The 21,401-nt window shown below is 60.7% G+C and carries 16 protein-coding genes and 3 tRNA genes; 3 read left to right on the top strand and 16 right to left on the bottom strand.

Annotation, left to right across the window (positions count from 1 at the left end):
• Positions 1 to 33 precede the first annotated feature (33 nt).
• Positions 34 to 2,073: an NADPH-dependent 2,4-dienoyl-CoA reductase gene (locus V476_RS19525; protein WP_024959140.1), complete on the bottom strand. Its 2,040-nt coding sequence runs from the start codon at positions 2,071 to 2,073 to the stop codon at positions 34 to 36.
• Between the two features lie 209 nt (positions 2,074 to 2,282).
• Here V476_RS19525 and V476_RS19520 point away from each other — a divergent pair, with 209 nt between their 5' ends.
• The 3 genes from V476_RS19520 (at position 2,283) to ilvA (ending at position 6,553) form a co-directional block, all read left to right on the top strand.
• Positions 2,283 to 3,416 carry a carbon-nitrogen hydrolase family protein gene (locus V476_RS19520; protein WP_024959139.1) on the top strand — a complete coding sequence of 378 codons (1,134 nt, stop codon included), beginning with the start codon at positions 2,283 to 2,285 and terminating at the stop codon, positions 3,414 to 3,416.
• A gap of 2 nt (positions 3,417 to 3,418) precedes the next feature.
• Positions 3,419 to 4,459, top strand: a complete 1,041-nt coding sequence (locus V476_RS19515) for an AraC family transcriptional regulator (protein ID WP_017279755.1) — start codon at positions 3,419 to 3,421, stop codon at positions 4,457 to 4,459.
• Positions 4,460 to 5,017: 558 nt separating this feature from the next.
• On the top strand, positions 5,018 to 6,553 hold the full coding sequence (ilvA, locus tag V476_RS19510; RefSeq protein ID WP_080278406.1) for a threonine ammonia-lyase, biosynthetic: 1,536 nt from the start codon (positions 5,018 to 5,020) through the stop codon (positions 6,551 to 6,553).
• Between the two features lie 121 nt (positions 6,554 to 6,674).
• On the opposite strand, the gene V476_RS19505 is transcribed toward ilvA, so the two are convergent.
• The 15 genes from V476_RS19505 to V476_RS19435 form a co-directional block, all read right to left on the bottom strand.
• Positions 6,675 to 7,502, bottom strand: coding sequence for a DUF2242 domain-containing protein (locus tag V476_RS19505; protein ID WP_024959137.1), 828 nt, complete (start codon positions 7,500 to 7,502; stop codon positions 6,675 to 6,677).
• Between the two features lie 235 nt (positions 7,503 to 7,737).
• Positions 7,738 to 7,814 (bottom strand) — tRNA-Asp (locus tag V476_RS19500).
• Positions 7,815 to 7,927: 113 nt separating this feature from the next.
• A tRNA-Asp gene (locus V476_RS19495) sits at positions 7,928 to 8,004 on the bottom strand.
• Between the two features lie 79 nt (positions 8,005 to 8,083).
• Positions 8,084 to 8,159: transfer RNA gene (locus V476_RS19490), tRNA-Val, on the bottom strand.
• A 149-nt stretch (positions 8,160 to 8,308) separates the two neighbouring features.
• On the bottom strand, positions 8,309 to 9,073 hold the full coding sequence (locus V476_RS19485; RefSeq protein WP_161420634.1) for an SDR family oxidoreductase: 765 nt from the start codon (positions 9,071 to 9,073) through the stop codon (positions 8,309 to 8,311).
• A gap of 50 nt (positions 9,074 to 9,123) precedes the next feature.
• The gene (locus tag V476_RS19480) at positions 9,124 to 10,335 is read right to left on the bottom strand and encodes an O-succinylhomoserine sulfhydrylase (RefSeq protein ID WP_024959136.1); all 1,212 of its coding nucleotides are present in this window, start codon (positions 10,333 to 10,335) and stop codon (positions 9,124 to 9,126) included.
• Between the two features lie 20 nt (positions 10,336 to 10,355).
• The gene (gene purF, locus V476_RS19475; RefSeq protein WP_003347797.1) at positions 10,356 to 11,864 is read right to left on the bottom strand and encodes an amidophosphoribosyltransferase; all 1,509 of its coding nucleotides are present in this window, start codon (positions 11,862 to 11,864) and stop codon (positions 10,356 to 10,358) included.
• 12 nt (positions 11,865 to 11,876) lie between these two features.
• Positions 11,877 to 12,464: a CvpA family protein gene (locus tag V476_RS19470; protein WP_003318487.1), complete on the bottom strand. Its 588-nt coding sequence runs from the start codon at positions 12,462 to 12,464 to the stop codon at positions 11,877 to 11,879.
• A 118-nt stretch (positions 12,465 to 12,582) separates the two neighbouring features.
• Positions 12,583 to 13,251 (bottom strand): SPOR domain-containing protein, encoded by a 669-nt coding sequence (locus tag V476_RS19465; RefSeq protein ID WP_024959135.1) that lies wholly within the window; start codon positions 13,249 to 13,251, stop codon positions 12,583 to 12,585.
• On the bottom strand, positions 13,235 to 14,539 hold the full coding sequence (folC, locus tag V476_RS19460) for a bifunctional tetrahydrofolate synthase/dihydrofolate synthase (protein WP_024959134.1): 1,305 nt from the start codon (positions 14,537 to 14,539) through the stop codon (positions 13,235 to 13,237). Before folC ends, V476_RS19465 begins: the two co-directional genes overlap by 17 nt.
• Positions 14,536 to 15,456, bottom strand: a complete 921-nt coding sequence (gene accD / locus V476_RS19455) for an acetyl-CoA carboxylase, carboxyltransferase subunit beta (RefSeq protein WP_003318491.1) — start codon at positions 15,454 to 15,456, stop codon at positions 14,536 to 14,538. The genes folC and accD overlap by 4 nt, the downstream gene beginning before the upstream one ends.
• Positions 15,457 to 15,708: 252 nt before the next feature.
• The gene (locus tag V476_RS19450) at positions 15,709 to 16,329 is read right to left on the bottom strand and encodes a phosphoribosylanthranilate isomerase (protein WP_003318492.1); all 621 of its coding nucleotides are present in this window, start codon (positions 16,327 to 16,329) and stop codon (positions 15,709 to 15,711) included.
• A gap of 61 nt (positions 16,330 to 16,390) precedes the next feature.
• On the bottom strand, positions 16,391 to 17,215 hold the full coding sequence (truA, locus tag V476_RS19445; RefSeq protein ID WP_003390841.1) for a tRNA pseudouridine(38-40) synthase TruA: 825 nt from the start codon (positions 17,213 to 17,215) through the stop codon (positions 16,391 to 16,393).
• Between the two features lie 159 nt (positions 17,216 to 17,374).
• The gene (locus V476_RS19440) at positions 17,375 to 20,206 is read right to left on the bottom strand and encodes a motility hub landmark protein FimV (protein WP_024959133.1); all 2,832 of its coding nucleotides are present in this window, start codon (positions 20,204 to 20,206) and stop codon (positions 17,375 to 17,377) included.
• 109 nt (positions 20,207 to 20,315) lie between these two features.
• The gene (locus V476_RS19435; RefSeq protein ID WP_003421348.1) at positions 20,316 to 21,329 is read right to left on the bottom strand and encodes an aspartate-semialdehyde dehydrogenase; all 1,014 of its coding nucleotides are present in this window, start codon (positions 21,327 to 21,329) and stop codon (positions 20,316 to 20,318) included.
• Positions 21,330 to 21,401: the final 72 nt, after the last annotated feature.

The following is a 21,401-nucleotide window of genomic DNA, read 5'->3' as shown; positions in this document are numbered from 1 at the left end:
TGCGTTGCGAAACCCTTGATCAGGCGCTGTCTGTCACAGGGTGGCGGCCAGACGTGAGCCTTGGTCGATGGCCCGTTTGGCGTCCAGCTCTGCGGCAACATCCGCGCCGCCGATCAGGTGCACGCTTTGCCCGGCATTGAGCAGATCGTCATACAGTTCGCGTAACGGGTCCTGCCCGGCACAGATCACCACGTTATCCACCGCCAGCAGCTTTTCCTCGCCATCTTCGCCAATGCGAATATGCAGCCCTGCGTCGTCGATTTTCAGGTACTGCACAGCATTGAGCATTTGCACCTGTTTGTTCTTGAGCCCCGTGCGGTGAATCCAGCCGGTGGTCTTGCCCAGGCCGTCGCCGACCTTGGAACTCTTGCGCTGCAACAGAAACACCTGGCGTGCCGGCGCGTGGACTTCGGGCTTGACCCCGGCGACACCGCCGCGAGCCTGCAAGGTCGTGTCGATGCCCCACTCTTTCCAGAAAGCCTCGCGATCCAGACTGGTGGCCACGCCCTGATGCACAAGAAATTCAGACACATCGAAACCGATGCCACCCGCGCCTATTACTGCCACGCGGCGCCCGACCGGCTTGCGCTGCAATATGACGTCCAGATAGCTCAACACCATGGGGTTATCGATGCCGGGGATGGCCGGCGTGCGCGGCGCGATGCCGGTCGCCAGAATCACCTCGTCAAAGCCTGCGCCCAGCAAGTCTGCGGCCTTTACCCGATTGCCAAGACGTAACTGAACACCCGTCTCCTGCACTTTGTTGCGGAAGTAACGCAGGGTTTCGGCGAACTCCTCCTTGCCCGGCACGCGCTTGGCGATATTGAACTGGCCGCCGATTTCGCTGGCCGACTCGAACAGCGTCACCTCATGACCGCGCTGTGCGGCAACGGTTGCCGCGGCCAGACCGGCAGGACCGGCACCCACTACGGCAATTTTCCTGACCTGCAGGGTGGGCAGGTAATTAAGCTCAGTCTCGTGGCAGGCACGCGGATTGACCAGACAGCTGGTCAGCTTGCCGCCGAAGGTGTGGTCGAGGCAGGCCTGATTGCAGCCGATGCAGGTGTTGATGCGTTCGGCATGGCCCGCAGCAGCCTTGTTGACGAACTCGGGATCGGCCAGAAACGGACGAGCCATCGAGACCATGTCTGCATCACCTTCGCTGAGAATGCGCTCGGCGACTTCCGGGGTGTTGATCCGGTTGGTGGTAATCAGCGGGATGCTCACCGAGCCGCGCAGTTTGGCAGTGACCTTGCTGAACGCGGCGCGCGGCACCTTGGTGGCGATGGTCGGAATGCGCGCTTCATGCCAGCCGATGCCGGTGTTGATCAGCGTCGCACCGGCCTGTTCGACCGCCTTGGCCAGCTCGACGATTTCTTCCCAACTGCTGCCGCCTTCCACAAGGTCGAGCATCGACAGGCGAAAGATGATGATGAACTGCGCACCGACTGCCTCACGCACGCGCCTGACGATCTCGACCGCCAGACGCATGCGGTTTTCATAGCTGCCGCCCCAACGGTCGGTCCGGTGGTTGGTATGCGCGGCCAGGAACTGATTGATGAAGTAGCCTTCAGAGCCCATGATTTCGACACCGTCATAACCGGCGCTGCGGGCCAGTGCCGAACAGTTCACAAAGTCAGCGATCTGCTTTTCGATGCCTTCTTCGTCCAGCTCTCGCGGCATGAACGGGTTGATCGGCGCCTGAATGGCGCTCGGCGCGACCTGCTTGCGGCTGTAGGCGTAGCGACCGGCGTGGAGGATCTGCAGGCAAATCTTGCCACCAGCCTCGTGAACCGCGCGCGTCACGAGGCGATGGCGATCCGCTTCTTCGACGTTGGTGAGCTTTGCCGCGCCGTCATACACACCGCCCTCTTCATTGGGCGCGATGCCGCCGGTGACCATCAGCCCGACACCACCACGGGCGCGCTCGGCAAAGTAGGTCGCCATGCGCTCGAAACCGCCCGGCCGCTCTTCAAGACCGGTGTGCATCGAGCCCATCAGGGTGCGGTTGCGCAAGGTCGTGAAGCCCAGGTCCAGCGGGGCCAGCAGGTGCGGATAATGAGCAGCAGTCATGGCAAAGCTCCATCGAGTCAATCACGCAATAGCAAGGACCTCTGCGGGTCCTCTGGTTCATTGGTCACCAGTAAAGACGCATCCCGCCACACACTCAATGACCGAAAGTGACAAGTTATTGATCCAAACGCGCAGTGGCACTTGGCAAGCGCCCGACGCCGCCCTACCCTAGTCGACAATTTCCCGATGGCCGTCATTCGATCCTTTTTATGCGCAAACTCTTCGCCATCTGCCTGGTTCTGCTCAGCGTTGCCAGCCTCGTCAGCTACGCAATCTGGACCGATCAACGTCCGGCGGGTCACTACCTGTCCGATCTGCGCATTCGTCTGGCCATCAATGAAGGCCAGCCCGGTGAACGCGGCAACCTGCTGGGGATCGAGCCCGAACTGTTTCCGACTGATTACCAGAACATCGAGCGACTGCACCGCAAGCTCGCCGCTTATCTGCAACAGGCACGTGACAAAGGGCTGATCAACCCACGCACGGTGGTGGTACTGCCGGAACATATCGGCACCTGGCTGTTCGCCAGTGGCGAGAAGGATCAACTCTATCAGGCTGCCACGCTGGATGACGCCATGGACTGGCTGTCGTGGAGCAATCCGCTGCAGTTCATCAAGGCGATGCTCGATGCTGAAGGCAGGGGCCGTCTGGATGATGCCCACCTGCGGATCAAGGCACGATCGATGGCGCGGGACTATCAGACACTGTTTGGCGGCCTGGCCAGAGAGTTCGGCGTCACACTGGTGGCAGGCTCGATTGTGCTGCCCGATCCCAGCGTTGAAGGCGGTCAGCTGAAAGTCGGCAGCGGCGCCCTGTATAACAGCAGCCTGACATTTGGCAGCGATGGCCTGCCACTCGGTCAGCCGCAACGTCAGTTGTACCCCGAGCGCTATCAGAAGCGTTATGTGCGCACGGCAAGCGAGGCGCCGTTGAATGTGATCGACACCCCGGCCGGGCGTCTGGGTGTGCTGATTGGCAGCGACAGTTGGTACCCGGAGAATTACGCACGCCTGAACCAGAGCGGTGCGCAACTGATTGCGGTGCCGGCCTTTGTGATCGGCAAGACAGCCTGGTCCGAAGCGTGGCGCAAGCCCCGGCATTCAGACATCGACGTACCGACTGACACGCCTAGCGAGGGCGAAGCCTGGCATCACCTGACGTTGACCGGACGTGCTCCGCAAAGCACTGCGCAGTCAGGGATCAGTGTGTTCATGCGCGGGCAGTTCTGGAATCAGGGTGTGGCCGGACAAAGTTTTGCCAGCCACGCAGGACAAACGATCGCCGAGCCGCAGCAGGAAAATGCTGCCGCTGGCGGTGCGCGCCTGATCAACCTCTGGCTTTGACGATGCCGACCCTGACGCTGCGCCTCGGTGATCTGTCGGTGGGTTTCATCCAGAGCCTGACTGATGCGGTCAACAGTTTCGACAGGAACCCTGACGCGCTGCTGGAGCAGTACGGTCTTGACCCGATTCGCCTGAGCCAGGCGCGAGCGCGGCTGTCGATCCCGCGCTACATGCGCTTGGGGCATGCTGCCATCCAGCTGACCGGCCAGCCAGGGCTGGGTTTGCGCATGGGCCAGCTCAGTCGTTTCGCGCAGGCAGGTCTGGCCGGTATCACCGCGGCCCAGGCACCCAACGTGCGCGAGGCGGCACGTACCCTGATCCGCTTCGAACCCTTGTATGGCTCCAATTATCGCGGTCAGTCGAGCTTCCACGAGGACGCGGCCGGCGCCTGGATGCGCTTCTATTCAATCAGCCCCTATAACGCTTACAACAGGTTTGTGGTGGACTCGATTTTAGCTGGCTGGCTGGCTCAGCTTTCGACGCTGGCAGGAACAGAACTGCGCGCACAACGCGTCGAGATCGAATTCGAAGCACCTGACTATGCCGCGCAATACGCCGTGCTAAGTGATAACCCGGTGGTGTTTGGCGCGGCGACCAACCAACTGCGTCTGGACCAGACCAGCCTGGCATTGCGCAACCCGGACCATTGCCCAAGTACCTGGCGGCACCTGTTGCAGCTGTGCGAAGGTGAACTGGAGCAACAGACCCGCACCCGCAGCCTGCGTGAACGCATCATTCAATTGCTGGGGCCGTTATTGAACGGCGGAAGTGAACCGGATCTGGAGGAAGTGGCGGCAAGGCTCAAACTGCCGACCTGGACGTTACGCCGCAAGCTGGCCGAGGAAGGCACCTGCTTTCGCGCAGTGCTCAATGACACGCGGCGCGACTTGGCGATGACTTATATTCGCGACACTGAACTGGCGTTCGGGGAGATCGCCTACCTGCTGGGATTCGCTTCTGCCGAAGCCTTTCAACGCGCCTTCAAACGCTGGAACGGTCAGACTCCGGGAGAGTTCCGCCGCAGCCAGCGTCAAAGCGCTTGAAGCCGTTCACAGTTCGGTAGCGTCGTCGGCAGACTCTACCGGGTCCAGTTCCGATGCACGGTATTCAAGTAGTTCTTCCTGGTATTCGTCCATTTCTTCGCCCTCTTGGCTGAGTGAGTGGGGGTGATAATCAAAGCTGAAATAACTGACCGCAAGATCAACATTAAAGTGCCAATGTGAAATAAAAATGTTGATTCCTGTCAAACAGACGAAAAAGACCGTGGCTGATTCAGTATCCCTTCACCCCTGTAGCGGACGGGCGCTATTGACTTGCATGCCAGTGTCGACCTAATCTCGTGCTCATGAACCTCATCAAGCACAACTTCGGCCAAATTATTATTACCGTCATTCCAGTCATGGCGGGTTAGCCGACGTTTGCAAAAAAACCCGCCCTGGAGGCGGGTTTCTTCTGTCTCCCGGGCAACAATTGCCGAATCAGGAGTCAGACATGATCGCCATCCCTCGCTCTATCGCCCTTCTCGCCGCTCTGGACCTGATTATCGATCTGCCGCGCGCGTTCGCCAGGTATCCAGACACGACGTACGAAGAGGCGATGCGATGAGCCAGGACCCGCACGCTCTGCTCAACGACTACGCGCGCAAAATCCTCACCTCGCGCGTCTACGACGTTGCCATCGAAACGCCGCTGCAAGGCGCTCGCCAGCTGTCCGAACGGCTGGGCAATCAGGTGCTGCTCAAGCGCGAAGATCTGCAGCCGGTGTTCTCGTTCAAGATTCGTGGCGCGTACAACAAGCTCGCGCAATTGCCCGCAGAGCAGACCGCACGTGGCGTAGTGACGGCATCGGCGGGCAATCATGCTCAGGGCCTGGCGCTGGCGGCGCGTGAGTTGGGGATCAAAGCGACCATCGTCATGCCGCGCACCACGCCGGAGATCAAGGTCGAGGGTGTGCGCTCCCGAGGAGCAACAGTGGTGCTGCACGGCGATTCCTTCCCGGAAGCGCTGGCTTACTCACTGAAGCTGGTCGACGAACAAGGCTTCGTCTACATCCATCCATATGACGACCCTGACACCATCGCCGGGCAAGGCACGGTGGCGATGGAGATTCTTCGTCAGCAACCGGGCCAGCTGGATGCGATCTTCGTCCCGGTCGGGGGCGGCGGTTTGATTGCCGGTATCGCGGCCTACGTGAAGTACCTGCGCCCGGAGATCAAGATCATTGGCGTCGAGCCGGACGACTCCAACTGCCTGCAGGCGGCGATGGCCGCCGGGGAACGCGTGGTGCTGAGCCAGGTCGGGCTGTTTGCCGATGGCGTGGCGGTCGCACAGATCGGCCATCACACCTTTGAGGTGTGCCGGCATTATGTCGATGAAGTGATCACCGTCAGCACCGACGAAATCTGCGCGGCGATCAAGGACATCTACGACGATACTCGCTCGATCACCGAGCCGTCCGGTGCGCTGGGCGTGGCCGGGATCAAGAAGTATGTCGAGCAACGCGGCGTCAGCGGCCAGACGCTGGTGGCGATCGATTCAGGGGCCAACGTCAACTTCGACCGTTTGCGCCACGTGGCCGAACGTGCAGAGCTGGGCGAAGGTCGCGAGGCGATCATTGCCGTGACCATCCCCGAACAACCGGGCAGCTTCAAGGCATTCTGCGAGGCCATCGGCAAGCGGCAGATCACCGAATTCAACTACCGCTACCACACCGATCGCGAGGCGCACATCTTCGTCGGCGTGCAGACCCATCCCGAGAACGACCCACGCAGTGCGCTGATCGCCAGCCTGACCGGGCAAGGCTTCCCGGTGCTGGACCTGACCGACAACGAACTGGCCAAACTGCACATTCGCCACATGGTTGGCGGGCATGCCGAGCGGGTCAATGATGAAGTGGTGCTGCGCTTCGAGTTCCCGGAACGACCGGGCGCGCTGTTCAACTTCCTCAACCGCCTGGGCGGTCGCTGGACCATCTCGATGTTCCACTACCGCAACCACGGCGCTGCCGACGGCCGGGTGGTTGCCGGGCTGGTGGTGCCGGAGGATGAGCGGCATCTGGTCGGCGCTGCGCTGGATGAGATTGGTTACCGGTATTGGGACGAAAGCGAGAACCCGGCGTACAGACTGTTTCTGGGCTGAGGCCGTGGATATCTCTCGTTCCTCACGCTCCGCGTCACAAGAGGACGCAGAGCGTCCAGACCGGCATGCCCACCGGAGCATGGGCACGATAGGCTTCGTTACCGACGCTCCGCGCCACTCCTTACTGCGCCGGGGCGGGCTCGACTGGCGTGGGCGCGGTGCTTTCTGCAGGTTCTGCGGCCGGTGTTTCGACCGTTTCTGCCTTGAATGAAGCAGGTTCGGACGGCGCAGGCACAGGTTCGCTTGCAGCAGGCGTGACCGGTTCGGCAGCATGCTCGGCCTTAGGCGCGTTTTCTGACGACGCAGGCGCCAGCTTCGCAGGCTCGGCAGCCTTGGCGGGAGCCGCCGGGGCTACGGGAGCTATGTCAGGCACACCGAGATCGGCCTTGGGCTTCTCGACAATATGCGCAGCCTTTTTCACTTCAGGCGGCAGGAAGTTTTCCACCAGACCGAAAAAGCGCTCGTAGAACTTCGCTGACGAGACGGTCTCGCTGGCGACCTTGACCATCGAGTCGTCAGTCGAGCCTATCGGCATCGACACGGAGCCCAGCACGCCTACGCCGAGGCTGGCCGAGTTGTTGGTCTTCTTCAGCGCGTAACGGTCCTGCAGGGCGTTGGCAAACATGGTGGAATTGCCATCTTTAGCATCGGCGGCACACACCAGATTGAAGCTGATTTCGATATGCGTATCGCCGGTCTGCTGGAAGCTCTTGCGACCGGCAATCATCTTCGGGTCGCTGCTGGTGATGATATAGCCCTGACTCAGCAAGGCACGTCGCCCTGCCTCGCAGTAGGCCATGTCGGTCGCAGGGTAGCTTCGGGAGAAGGTCCCGGCGTCGTCGAAGTGTTCATGGTCATACACCGCCTGCTTGGGCGACGATGAGCAGCCGGCCGCCATCAGCACGGCGGAGATCCAGAAGGCGGTACGAACGTTCAGTAGCTTAAACATCGAAAATCCTGAGGAAGGAAAAGACTGCCAGCAAGACTGCGAACTGGGAAATGGCGGTAAGTCTGCAACAAGGCCGACGCTGGATCAACGTACAGTTCAAAAGGATTTGAATACAGTCCATGCTCAAGCGAACCCAATCTACCCGCAAGCACACAAAAACGCAGACAACAAAAAAGCGACCCTAGGGCCGCTTTCTTGTTTGCTTCAAGGAGTTCAAGGGCCTTGAAGCGGTGTATGGCGCAGCGGACGGGACTCGAACCCGCGACCCCCGGCGTGACAGGCCGGTATTCTAACCGACTGAACTACCGCTGCGTATCGCTGTAAACCTTTGAAACAAACTTTCGGTAGTTTGCTTCCTGTACACGTGACTGAAAGACCCTTGGGCTTTTCAATCGCAGACCCGGCGAACCCGATCTGTACAAATATGGCGCAGCGGACGGGACTCGAACCCGCGACCCCCGGCGTGACAGGCCGGTATTCTAACCGACTGAACTACCGCTGCGCATTGTGGACTTGCGTCCGTATAAGCTTTGTAAAATCACTTTTGAAAGCCCTCGTACTTCAGCTTTCAAACTCAACGATGGTGGGTGATGACGGGATCGAACCGCCGACCCGCTGCTTGTAAGGCAGCTGCTCTCCCAGCTGAGCTAATCACCCTTTGCTTCGTTGAGGCCGCGAAATTTACGCACCTAACGAACCTAAGTCAATAGCCTGATTGAAGTTTTTTTAAAAACCGCCTCAATCACAAACCCTCACCACACACCAAAAGCACAAGCAATAGCTCAATCGAAGCTCGCCCGCACAAACTACTCGGCGTACACCATCTTGCGTGTCATGCCACCGTCGACCACGAACTCCTGCCCGGTCACGAAACCGGCGTTTCTGGACAACAGCCAGGCAACCATCGCCGCAACGTCCTCCACCGTCCCTACCCTGCCCGCCGGGTGCTGGGCATGATCGGTCTCGGACAACGGCTCGGCTCTGCGCAACGAGGGGTCGCGCGCGTCGATCCAGCCAGGGCTGACAGCGTTGACACGAATCTCCGGCCCCAGGCTGATCGCCAGCGCATGCGTCAGCGCCATCAGACCACCCTTGCTGGCTGCATAAGCCTCGGTGTCGGCCTCAGACTGACGGGCGCGTGTGGAGGTCAGGTTGACGATGCTGCCGCAATGCGCACGCAGATAAGGCGCGCAATGCTTGGCCAGCAGCATCGGACCGCCGAGGTTGACTGCCAGCACACGGTTCCAGTGCGACAGCTCAAGGCTTTCCAGCGTAGTGTTGTGCGGATCGGCGACCGCGGCGTTGCACACCAGCGCATCAAGACGACCGAACTGCCGAAGCACCTCGGCCACGCCCGCTGCGACTTGTTCTTCACTGGCAACGTCCATGGCAATGAACAGGGCATTTTCACCCAGCGCACTGGCCACTTTCGAGCCACGCGCACGGTCCAGATCGGTCAGCACCACTTGCCAGCCTTCGGCAATCAGCCACGCTGCGATACCGAGCCCGATACCGCGAGCGGCACCGGTCACCAGGGCGACACGACCATTGTGGACGCTGGCAAATTTCAACGCCCACTCCTCGCCCGGCTTGCCGCTGGCCGGATTGCTGGCCTCGCTACTCACAACGCCGCCAGACCACGAGCCAGGTCAGCCTGCAGGTCAGCCACGTCTTCCAGCCCCACTGCAACCCGAATCAGGCTGTCGCGAATACCTGCGGCTTCACGCTCCTGAGGTGCCAGACGACCGTGAGAGGTGGTGCTCGGGTGAGTGATCGTGGTTTTGCTATCACCCAGGTTGGCAGTGATCGAAATCAGTCGTGTGGCATCGATGAAGCGCCATGCGCCGTCCTTGCCACCCTTGACCTCGAAGCTCACTACAGCGCCAAAACCCTTTTGCTGACGCTGGGCCAACTCGTGCTGCGGGTGACTCTTCAGTCCGGCGTAATGGACTTTTTCGATGCCGTCCTGCTGCTCGAGCCACTCGGCCAGTGCCTGAGCATTGGCACAGTGAGCGCGCATCCGCAGGTTCAGGGTTTCGAGGCCCTTGAGGAATATCCACGCGTTGAACGGGCTGAGTGTCGGCCCGGCAGTACGCAGGAAACCGACCACTTCTTTCATCTGCTCGCTGCGCCCGGCAACCACGCCGCCCATGCAACGGCCCTGGCCGTCGATGAACTTGGTGGCCGAATGCACAACAATGTCAGCGCCCAGCAACAGCGGCTGCTGCAAGGCCGGCGTACAGAAACAGTTGTCGACGATCAGCATCGCGCCCTTGGCGTGGGCGATCTCGGCCAGCGCCGCGATGTCGACCAGCTCAGCCAGGGGATTGGACGGCGATTCGACGAAGAGCATTTTGGTGTTGGGCCTGATAGCCGCGTCCCAGCCGCTCAGATCGGCGAGAGGAACGTAATCCACCTCGACACCAAAGCGCTTGAAATACTTGTCGAACAGGCTGATAGTCGAGCCGAAAACGCTGCGTGACACCAGCACATGATCACCGGCGCTGCACAGGCTCATCACCACTGCCAGGGTTGCCGCCATGCCGGTCGCCGTAGCGACGGCCTGCTCGGCACCTTCCAGTGCGGCAATGCGCTCTTCGAACGAACGCACCGTCGGGTTGGTGTAACGCGAGTAGACGTTGCCCGGCACTTCACCGGAGAAACGCGCAGCCGCGTCGGCGGCTGTGCGAAATACGTAACTGGAGGTAAAGAACATGGGTTCGCCATGCTCTCCTTCCGGTGTGCGGTGATGCCCGGCACGTACGGCTAGGGTATCGAAACCTACGCCTTCAAGGTCGCTGTCCAGCCGACCTGCATCCCATTCCTGAGTCATGCCGCCCACTCCTTGCCCAATTAGTTGTTGTACAGATCGATGATCGCGCTCACTGCCTGAGTCTTGATCTTGGAGGCGTCATTACGCGCGCTCTCGATCCGGTTCAAATAATGCTCGTCGATATCGCCGGTCACGTACTTGCCGTCGAAAACCGAGCAATCGAAGTTGTCGATCTTGATTTTCTTGCTGCCGCTGACCGCTTCGATCAGGTCATTCAGATCCTGATAGACCAGCCAGTCGGCACCGATGAGGTCGGCCACGTCCTGAGTGGTGCGGTTGTGGGCAATCAGTTCGTGAGCACTCGGCATGTCGATGCCGTAGACGTTGGGGTAGCGCACAGCCGGGGCTGCAGAACAGAAGTAGACATTCTTGGCACCGGCTTCGCGGGCCATCTGGATGATCTGCTTGCAGGTCGTGCCACGTACGATGGAGTCATCCACCAGCATCACGTTCTTGCCGCGGAACTCCAGCTCGATGGCGTTGAGCTTCTGGCGTACGGATTTCTTGCGCGCAGCCTGGCCCGGCATGATGAAGGTCCGACCGATGTAACGGTTCTTGACGAAGCCTTCGCGGAACTTGACGCCCAGATGGTTGGCCAGCTCCAGCGCCGCAGTACGGCTGGTGTCCGGAATCGGGATGACCACGTCGATATCGTGATCAGGGCGCTCGCGCAGGATCTTGTCGGCCAGCTTCTCACCCATGCGCAGGCGCGCCTTGTAGACCGAGATGCCGTCGATGATCGAGTCCGGGCGCGCCAGATAGACGTGTTCGAAGATGCATGGTGCGTATTTGGGGTTGGCCGCGCACTGACGGGTATGCAGCTTGCCGTCTTCAGTGATGTAGACCGCTTCGCCCGGCGCCAGGTCGCGAATCAGGGTAAAGCCCAGCACGTCCAGCGATACGCTTTCCGAGGCGATCATGTACTCGACGCCTTCGTCGGTGTGACGCTGGCCGAACACGATAGGACGAATGGCGTCCGGGTCACGGAAGCCGACGATACCGTAGCCAGTGATCATGGCCACGACCGCGTAACCACCACGGCAGCGATTGTGCACGTCGGTCACTGCCGCGAAGATATCCTCTTCGGTCGGCTGCAACTTGCCACGCACGGCCAGCTCATGGGCGAACACGTTGAGCAGCACTTCCGAATCGGAATTGGTGTTCACATGGCGCAGGTCGGATTCGTAAATTTCCTTGGCCAACTGCTCGACGTTGGTGAGGTTGCCGTTGTGCGCCAGCGTGATGCCGTAAGGCGAGTTGACGTAGAACGGCTGAGCCTCGGCCGACGTCGAGCTGCCCGCGGTGGGGTAACGCACGTGACCGATGCCCATATGCCCGACCAGACGCTGCATATGACGTTGATGAAATACATCGCGCACCAATCCGTTGTCCTTGCGCAGGAATAACCGGCCATCGTGGCTGGTTACGATACCGGCAGCGTCCTGGCCGCGGTGCTGGAGGACGGTAAGCGCGTCATACAGCGCCTGATTGACGTTCGACTTGCCGACGATACCGACGATGCCACACATGCGACACAACCCCTACTTAGTGGAACTGGATTTACCGAGCACATCCTGCGGCATTGTAGACGGCAGGATCTGCTCCTTGAACGGCATGTCAGCGGGTACGCTGATGCCGCTGGCGAGCCACTTGCTGGACATCCCGAGAATCAGGTTTTTCGACCAGTCAGCGACCATGAGAAATTGCGGCACCAGCCTGGACTGCTGCCACCATTGATCCTGTTGCACCGGCCCCAGGCTCAACAGCCCTACCGCCACAACGACAAGCAGGCCTCCGCGCGCTGCGCCGAAGACCATGCCGAGAAAACGATCGGTCCCGGAAAGCCCGGTGACGCGAATCAGCTCGCCTATCAGAAAATTGACCATGGCGCCTACCAGCAGGGTGGCGACAAAAAGAATGGTACAGCTCGCGATCACGCGGGCCGAAGGTGTTTCTATGTAGTTGACCAGATACTGCGACAGCCCTGCGCCAAACATCCAGGCCACAACACCTGCAATGATCCACGTCGTCAACGACAGTGCTTCTTTTACGAAGCCGCGCTTCAGACTGATCAGGGCGGAGATGGCGACAATTCCGAGAATTGCCCAGTCAACCGGAGTAAATGGCACGTTGCAGCCTGCAGACGGATAAGGCGGCGCATTTTAGCAGAGCGCCCGCCTGCCGGTAAGCAGCGATTACCGGCGCGAGGCATTTTCCTTTGTGCCAGGGGCACGAGGTGCCGAACGGTCAGCCACCCTGGGGCTGAAAGCGCACCACAATACCCTTGAGCTTTTGCTGTTTGTCGAGCTGATCGCGCAGGCGATCGGCCTCGGCACGCTCGATGAGCGGGCCGACAAACACCCGGTTCACGCCATCAGCGGTGCGAATGTAGGCGTTGTAGCCCTGGGTGCGCAGCGTCTTTTGCAGATTGTCGGCATTGGCACGATTGGACATGCTCGCCAATTGCACCGACCAACTGATCGACAGGCCGTTGGCGTCGACGCCAGCAGGTGCCGCAGGTTTGGCAGGCGCCGGTGTCGCTGCTGGTGCAGCAGCTGTCGCTGGCGCTGGCGCCGGAGCAGGTGCCGGCTTGGCAGCAGGTTTGGAGGCCGGAGCGGCAGGTGCGGTCTGAGCGGTCGGCGCAGGCGCTATCGGCATGGCAGGCGGCTGGTTGCTGCTCATGTCATCATCACCTGGCACAGGCTCCTGAGGCAGAACCTGAGGCTCCGGAACAGGTACCGGATCGACCCGCACCTGCGCAACTGCAGGCGCCTGAGGCGCGGCTGGGGCCTCGACCTGCACCTGACGTGTTTCATCTTCACGCGTGAAAAGCATGGGCAGGAAAATGACCGCCATGGCGATCAGTACCAATGCTCCAACCATTCGCTGCTTGAATACGTTATCCAGCAAAGCCATTTGCAGCGTCCTCGTCGGTGTACCGGGCCAACCATTCAAGGGCCTCGGCAACACAGTAAAATGAACCGAACAGCAGAATCTCGTCATCGGGCGTGGCATGCGCGCACTGAGCTTCCAGCGCCAACGCGATACTCTGATAGGACGTCACGCGGGCCCCAAGGTTCTGCAAGGCCGCCTGCAACTCTTCTGCCGGCCGGCTGCGCGAGGTCGGAAGCGGCGCAACGGCCCACTCTTCAATGACCGGCGCCAGGTGCGCGACCACACCGTCGAGATCCTTGTCGCTGAGCAGGCCAAACACCGCACGACGCTTGCCGCCAAATGGCTGCCGCGCCAGGCGTTGCCCGAGAAACCGGGCGGCGTGGGGGTTATGGCCTACATCCAGAAGCAGGTTGAGCGACTTGCCGTGCCACTTGACGACCCTGCGATCGAGACGACCGGCGAGCCGGGTTTCGGCAAGCACCTTGCCTGTCGTATCCGGTTGCAATGGATACCCCAGCAGGGCGAAGGCCTGAAGCGCCAGCGCTGCATTCTGCATGGGCAGGTCGAGCAGCGGCAGACCGCGCAGCTCGATCTGTTCGCCGTGAGCGATACCGCGCCAGTCCCAGCTGTCGTCACCTATGGAAAGGTCGAAATCCCGGCCACGCAACAATAACGGACAGTCCAGCTCGCGGGCTTTGGCCAGCAGCGGCTCAGGGGGTGCCGGGTCACCGCACAGCGCAGGACAACCGGCGCGAAAGATCCCGGCTTTCTCGAAAGCGACCGACTCACGGGTGTCACCCAGGTACTCGGCGTGATCGACCCCGATACTGGTGACCAGCGCCAGATCCGCATCCACGAGATTGACCGCGTCCAGACGACCACCCAGACCGACTTCCAGCACCACCGCATCAAGCCGGGCCTGCTCGAACAGCCAGAACGCCGCCAGCGTGCCCATTTCGAAATAAGTCAGGGTGACATCGCCGCGCGCCGCTTCGACCGCAGCGAAGGCATCGCACAGTTCCAGATCGGTTGCCTCGACGCCCTGCACTTTCACCCGCTCGTTATAGCGAAGCAGATGCGGGGAGCTGTAGACACCGACCTTCAAGCCCTGAGCCTGCAACAAGGCGGCGACAAAGGCGCAGGTCGAGCCCTTGCCGTTGGTGCCCGTCACCGTGATCACCTGGCGCGCCGGGCGTGTAAGCCCCAGTTGCAGCGCCACCTGTCGAGACCGGTCCAGGCCCATATCGATGGCCGACGGATGCAGTTGCTCCAGGTAGGCGAGCCAGTCGCTCAGGGACGTAGGGGTCATATCGTCGCAGGTGCCGGCGGGACGACGATTGGCTCGATAACGGGTGCGACAAAGCGAGGGGTTGGCAGGTTCATCATCTGTGCCAGCAGGTTACCCAGACGCGGACGAAGTTCGCTGCGCGAGACGATCATGTCGATAGCGCCGTGATCCAGCAGGAATTCGCTGCGCTGGAAGCCTTCAGGCAGCTTCTCACGAACGGTTTGCTCGATGACCCGCGGACCAGCGAAACCGATCAGTGCTTTTGGCTCGGCGACGATGACGTCGCCCAGCATGGCCAGGCTGGCGGAAACGCCACCGTAGACCGGGTCGGTCAGCACCGAGATGAACGGCAGCCCTTCTTCGCGAAGGCGCGCCAGAACAGCCGAGGTCTTGGCCATCTGCATCAGCGAGATCAGCGCTTCCTGCATGCGCGCACCACCGGAAGCGGCGAAGCAGACGAACGGGCAGCGATTTTCCAGCGCGTAGTTGGCGGCACGTACGAAACGCTCGCCGACAATGGCACCCATCGAACCCCCCATGAACGAGAATTCGAATGCCGAGGCCACCACCGGCATACCCAGCAAAGTGCCACTCATGGAAATCAGCGCATCCTTTTCACCGGTCTGCTTCTGCGCAGCGGTCAGACGATCCTTGTACTTCTTGCCGTCGCGGAATTTCAGACGATCGACCGGCTCAAGGTCGGCACCCAGCTCTTCGCGCCCTTCGACGTCCAGAAAAATGTTCAGGCGTGCACGTGCACCGATACGCATGTGGTGGTTGCACTTGGGGCAGACGTCCAGGGTCTTTTCCAGCTCAGGGCGATACAGCACCGCCTCACAGGACGGGCATTTGTGCCAGAGGCCTTCGGGAACCGAGCTCTTCTTGACCTCGGAACGCATGATCGATGGGATCAGTTTGTCTACCAACCAGTTGCTCATGCTTTATATCTCCAGTACCGGTGTGGCTCGAACGACTGACAAATCAAACACCAGTCGCATGCCCTCAGATAAATTCGTATATGGACGACGATGAAAGGATAACGATCGACTCACGGCCGGACCTGCACACCCCTCACCCCGATTTTTCACAACGACGGCGTTGCACAGTGGCCCCGCCGCTTACTTGATTCGACCCGCGTGCCTCTTGGCGCGGACAGGCTTATGGACGGCGGCCGATCAATAGCCGTCACATCAGGTGCCGTGCACCGCACTCATGAACGCCCGGATCTTCTCCCGATCCTTGATACCCTTGCTCTTTTCAACGCCGCCGCTGACATCCACGGCATAGGGCCGTACCTGAGCGATGGCCTGCGCCACGTTGGCCGACGTCAGCCCGCCCGCCAGAATGACGGGCTTGTCCAGGTCGTCCGGAATCAAGGCCCAATCGAAGGTTTCTCCGGTACCGCCCGGCACACCTTCGACGTAGGTATCGAGCAGCACGCCGCGTGCATTGCGATAGGTCCGGCAGACCCCGGCAATATCATCACCGGCCTTGACCCTCAGCGCCTTGATGTAAGGACGATGATACCCGTCGCATTCCTCAGGTGTTTCATCGCCATGAAACTGCAGCATGTCCAGCGCGACCGCATCCAGCGTCTCGTTGAGCTCGCAGCGACTGGCGTTGACGAACAGGCCCACCGTGGTGATGAACGGCGGCAGCGCGGCAATAATGGCACGCGCCTGCAATACCGTCACCGCGCGCGGGCTTTTCGGGTAGAACACCAGGCCAATAGCGTCGGCACCCGCCTCGGCGGCAGCCAGTGCATCTTCTATGCGGGTAATCCCGCAGATCTTGCTGCGAACGGCTGACATGTCGTGAGTAACCTCCGGTTTTTCGGAAAGTCCCGGATGTTAGCAAATGCTGCCAGGATCGTCAGCCGTCCAATTCCGCAAAGCCCGTAAGAAAATGAGGACCGATATAACGCTCTGGCAACGGGAATTCATCACGGTACTCGACGCCGACCAGGTAAAGCCCATAAGGATGGGCCGTGACACCGCCGGTGCGCCGAATCCGGCTTTCCAGCACCTCGCGCGCCCACTCCACAGGACGCTCGCCGGTACCGATGGTCATCAGCACACCGGCGATATTGCGCACCATATGATGAAGAAAGGCATTGGCGCGCACATCGATCACGATCATCTTGCCGTGGCGGGTCACGCGCAGATGGTGTAACTGCTTGACCGGCGACTTGGCCTGACACTGACCGGCGCGAAACGCGCTGAAATCGTGAGTACCCACCAGATATTCGGCAGCCTGCGCCATGCGCTCGACATCCAGCGGGCGGTGGTTCCAGGTAATTTCCTGGTTCAGGTGGGCCGGGCGGATCTGATCGTTGTAGATCACGTAACGATAACGCCGGGCAATGGCCTTAAAGCGTGCATGAAAGGTGGCCGGCATGACCCTGGCCCAAGTGACGCTGACATCGTGGGGCAGATTGATATTGGCGCCCATGACCCAGGCCTTCAGGGTGCGTTCGGCCTGGGTGTCGAAATGCACCACCTGACCGCAGGCATGCACGCCGGCGTCCGTGCGACCGGCACACATCAGTGAAACCGGTGACGCGGCCACTTTTGACAACGCGTCTTCAAGGGTCTCCTGCACGGTCAGCACGCCGGACGCCTGACGTTGCCAGCCGCAATAGCGCGAGCCCTTGTATTCAACGCCCAGCGCGATTCGGGAAAAGCCCTCGGCCGCCATCTCGGCGGCCGGGTTATCTATATTCGCCAAAGTGGTACAGCCTGTCGGTTCGCGAAAAGTCGGCCATTATACGGCCGCAAAAAAAACACGCTACTCAAGCCGGACATCTGAAATGCAAACGGCCGCATAAGCGGCCGTGTGCAGGTTGCCGGGGTTGAGTCAGGCCAGCCGCGAAAGCATTTCCCGCGCTTCGCTTTTCTGACCGTCATCGCCCTCGGTGACGACCTCATCAAGAATATCCCGAGCGCCGTCCGCATCGCCCATGTCGATGTAGGCACGCGCCAGATCAAGCTTGGTCGCCGCCTCGTCAGTACCGGACATGAAGTCGAAGTCCGGCTCGTCATCCAGCGCTGCCGCATCCTCCGCGGTGAATCTCGGCTCATCGAGCGGCGGATGCTCGAGATTTTGCGAAAGACGCTCAAGCTCGGCATTGACGTCATCGATTTCAGTCGCGAACGCCTGACTTGCCTGATCGGTTTCAATCTCGTCCGCCAGCGACAGGTCGAAATCCTCTGGAAGCTCCAGATCATCACTGACCGGCGGTACAGCAGAGGTTTCACCCAAATCCAGCGGATCCTCGCCAAGCCCAAGCAGGAAGTCATCTTCGCTCTTGAGCGCCGGGTCTTCCTCGGACAAATCGAGGTCGAAGTCGGCGAGGTCCTGCGGCGTTGTCGCTGCACGGGCCTCTTCCTGCTGCTGCATGACCGACTCGAAGCTCAGCTCTTCGTCATCCGCTACCGCCGAAACCTTGGGCTCGTCGAGCATCAGGTCATCGAGGTCGTTCACAGTAGAGACTTCAGGCACAGAAGGTTCTTCGAACTCGTCCAGGCTCAAGTCAAAATCGTTATCGAACGGGTCTGCCTCTTCAACAGGCTCTGCGGCCAGCGGCGCGGTTACTTCCGGCTCAGGTTCAGGTGTAGCAACAATTTCGGGCTCAGGCTCGGCCTCCTGCTCTGCCGCATCATCGGCCAGCAGCTCTTCAAGATATTTGGCATCGAGCTCTGCAACCAGTGCGGCTGTTGTAGCCGCCGCGGCGGCTGCAGCTACCGCTGGAGCAGCCGATGCAGTGGAGGTTTCCGAAGCCAGCGGCGCAGCAACAGGTGCCACCGGCTTCAGGGTCGAGTTAAGTTCTTCCCGCTGCTCGACCTCAGCTTCAAGCTTTCCCGCTGCCACCAGTTTACGTTCGTGGGCGGCATAGGCTTTGTTGTTACCCTGCTCGGCGTAGATTTCCATCAGTTTCAGACGGATATCGTCGCGCTTCGGGTCTTCGTTAACAGCTTCTTCCAGCAACTCTATCGCCTGATTCATACGACCGTAAGCGATATGGATCTCGGCCTGAACCAGCGGATCGGCAGGACGTTCACGACCGCCAGCGCCTGCTGCTGCGGCGCCTCCCATGCGCACATTGGGCGGCGGCACATCAAGCCCGTCGAAGCTGGCAGGCGGTGCATTCATGTCCATGTCCGAGACGAAATCCGACTCCTCGGCCAGCGCACGCGCCATGCGCTTGTGCTTCTCGGCCTCGGCCTTCGCCGCGCGACGACGCGCCAGGAACAACAGCAGCAAGGCCAGAATCAGCAATACCGCACCGCCGATCAGACCAAGCAACACAGGGTTGTTGATGATTTTCTGCAGCGCGTCCTCGTCTTCGTCTGCTGCAGCAACCGGCTCTACCGCCAGCGGCTGCTCTGGCGCCGGCGTTGCAACTTCGGCAGCTCCGGCAGGCAGCGCATCTTCAGGCGCGATCTCGCCGGCCGGTTTGACCGGGGCACCGTTGGCGTCGACCAGCGAGGCAGGCACCGCCGCGTTGGCAGGCGTCGCCGCTTCCGGGGTGGCGGCAGGAGGAGGCACAGCTGCGCCAGCGGCCTGCATCTTGGCCAGTTGACCGTTTTTCAGCTCGACCAGACGCTGCAACTTGTCGAGCTGGCTTTGCAGGTCGTTCATGCGGCTTTTCAGCTCGGCATTGTCGCGACGCGTAGTGTCCAGGGCTTCCTGAGCCACGGCCAGCTTGTTGCCGACATCGCTGTCGCCCGCCGCACCTTTAGCCGCAGGCTTGCCACTTGCCGACACCAGACTGAGGTTATCGGAGGTATCGACTTTGGAGGGCGCCGCGCCCGCACGGTCACGACGGGTAGCATCGACCTGACGTGTACCGGCCGGCAGACGGCGACCTTCACGCCAGGCGCTGTATTGCCGGGAAACTTCTGCCACTGCCTGTGATTGCGGCAGCGCGGTGGTCTGTTGCGGTGTTGGAAGGCGCAGCACCTGCCCTTTCTTCAGGCGGTTGATGTTGCCACCAATGAACGCATCCGGATTCAACGCCTGAATCGCCAGCATGGTTTGCTGGACAGTCCCGCCAGTGCGCACCTTCGCAGCGATTTCCCACAGGGTGTCGTTATTGGCGGTGACGTACTGCGACTGCTTGTCCGCGGCTGGCGGCGGCACTGCGGCTGGGTTGGCAGACGGTGCCGGTGCTGGTGCCTCGGCTGCCGGCGCTTCAGCCGACGGGGCTACCGTTGCCAGTTGCGCAGGCGCCGCGGGCGCTGCAGCGGGGGCCGGGGCAGCAGCCGCAGCGGCAGCCTCGGGAGAGAATTTCGGCGGATCGAGCAGAAGGCTGTATTCACGCAGCAACCGGCCATTGGGCCAGAGCACCTGAACCAGGAACTTCACATAAGGCTCGCGCACCGGCTTGCTGGATGTAATGCGCAGGACACTTTTACCGCTGGCATTGATAACCGGGGTAAAGGTGAGATCGTTGAGAAATGCCTGACGGGTCACGCCCGCCTGCGCGAAGTCGGCCGTGGTGGCCAGGCTGGGCACAACTTGCGTTGCGTTGAGTCCCTGAGCCTCGGTCAACTCGATTTCCGCTACCAATGGCTGATTCAGGGTCGACTTGACCGACAATTCCCCGAGCCCCAGCGCCTGCGCCATACCCGATGACAGCGCTGATGCCGCAGCGATTGCTAATACCAGTTTACGAACCTGAACCATAGCCCATCCCTTGTTTAAAGATTCCCCAAGATCCGGGGAGGTAGTCCTGCATTTGGGTGTAAGGCGTATCGCCGCTAAAACAATTATTCAAATTGTTGCCAAGTATCTTTTACACATAGTCTTTTATCAACAATTCGCCAACCTGCACAGCGTTGAGCGCCGCGCCTTTGCGCACATTATCTGAGGTCAGCCACAGATTGAGCTGCTCGGAATCGTCGGTTCCCGCCCTGACGCGTCCCACATAAACCACGTCCTGACCCACCGCATCGCCCACCGGTGTAGGGTAATCACCCGCATCGACCAGCTCGATCCCCTCTGCAGACTCGAGTGCAGCATTGACCGCTGCCACGTCGACCGCCCCGGCCGTGCGCAGCGCGACAGTGAAGCTGTCACCAAAGAACACCGGTACCTGAATGCAAGTCGCAGACACTTTGAGCGATGGCAGCGCAAGCAGTTCGCGCAATTCTTCGACCAGACGCCTTTCCAGCGGCAGGTGCCCCGACGCGTCTGGTGTACCCACTTGCGCCAGCAGGTTGAACGCCATCTGGCGATCAAAAAAACGTGCTTCCAGCGGGCGGACATTCAACAGTTCGGTGGTCTGACGTGCCAGCTCGCTGACGCCTTCACGCCCCAGTGCCGATACCGCCAGACACGCCGTTACCATCACCGACTGAATATCGATCAGGCCGCGCAACGGCGCCAGAGCCAGGGCAACCGCAGTGGCAGAAGCGCTGGGGCTGGCAACCAGACAAGGCGCGATACCACGGCTGTGCAAAAGCGTAGCATTTATTTCCGGCACCACATTCGGCGCCTGGGCTGACGTAAATGCGCCCGACAAGTCGATGACCGTGCAACCCGCTGCTACCGCTTTTTCGGCGTGACTGCGACTGACCGCAGGCCCCGCAGCGAAAAACGCCATGCGCACCGTGCTGAAATCGAACTCGTCGACTTCGCGTACGCGCACATTCTTGCCTCGAAACGGCACCGAGTGGCCTGCGGACTCGATGCTGGCCAGCAGGTACAGATTGCCCACCGGAAAATTGCGCTCCTCCAGAACCTGCACAACGGTTTCGCCGACAGTACCGGTTGCGCCGACTACGGCGATATCAAAGGACTGGCTCATGCAAAAACCTCAGGAAAATCAGGGAGCGGCACTTTAACCGCCGCACTGCCTACAGGCAATTCAAGCCGGCAA

It is taken from the genome of Pseudomonas syringae KCTC 12500, assembly GCF_000507185.2.
Classification (GTDB): domain Bacteria; phylum Pseudomonadota; class Gammaproteobacteria; order Pseudomonadales; family Pseudomonadaceae; genus Aquipseudomonas; species Aquipseudomonas syringae.
Note: the sequence above shows the minus strand (reverse complement) of the source record. Positions and strands in the feature narration are given on the sequence as shown.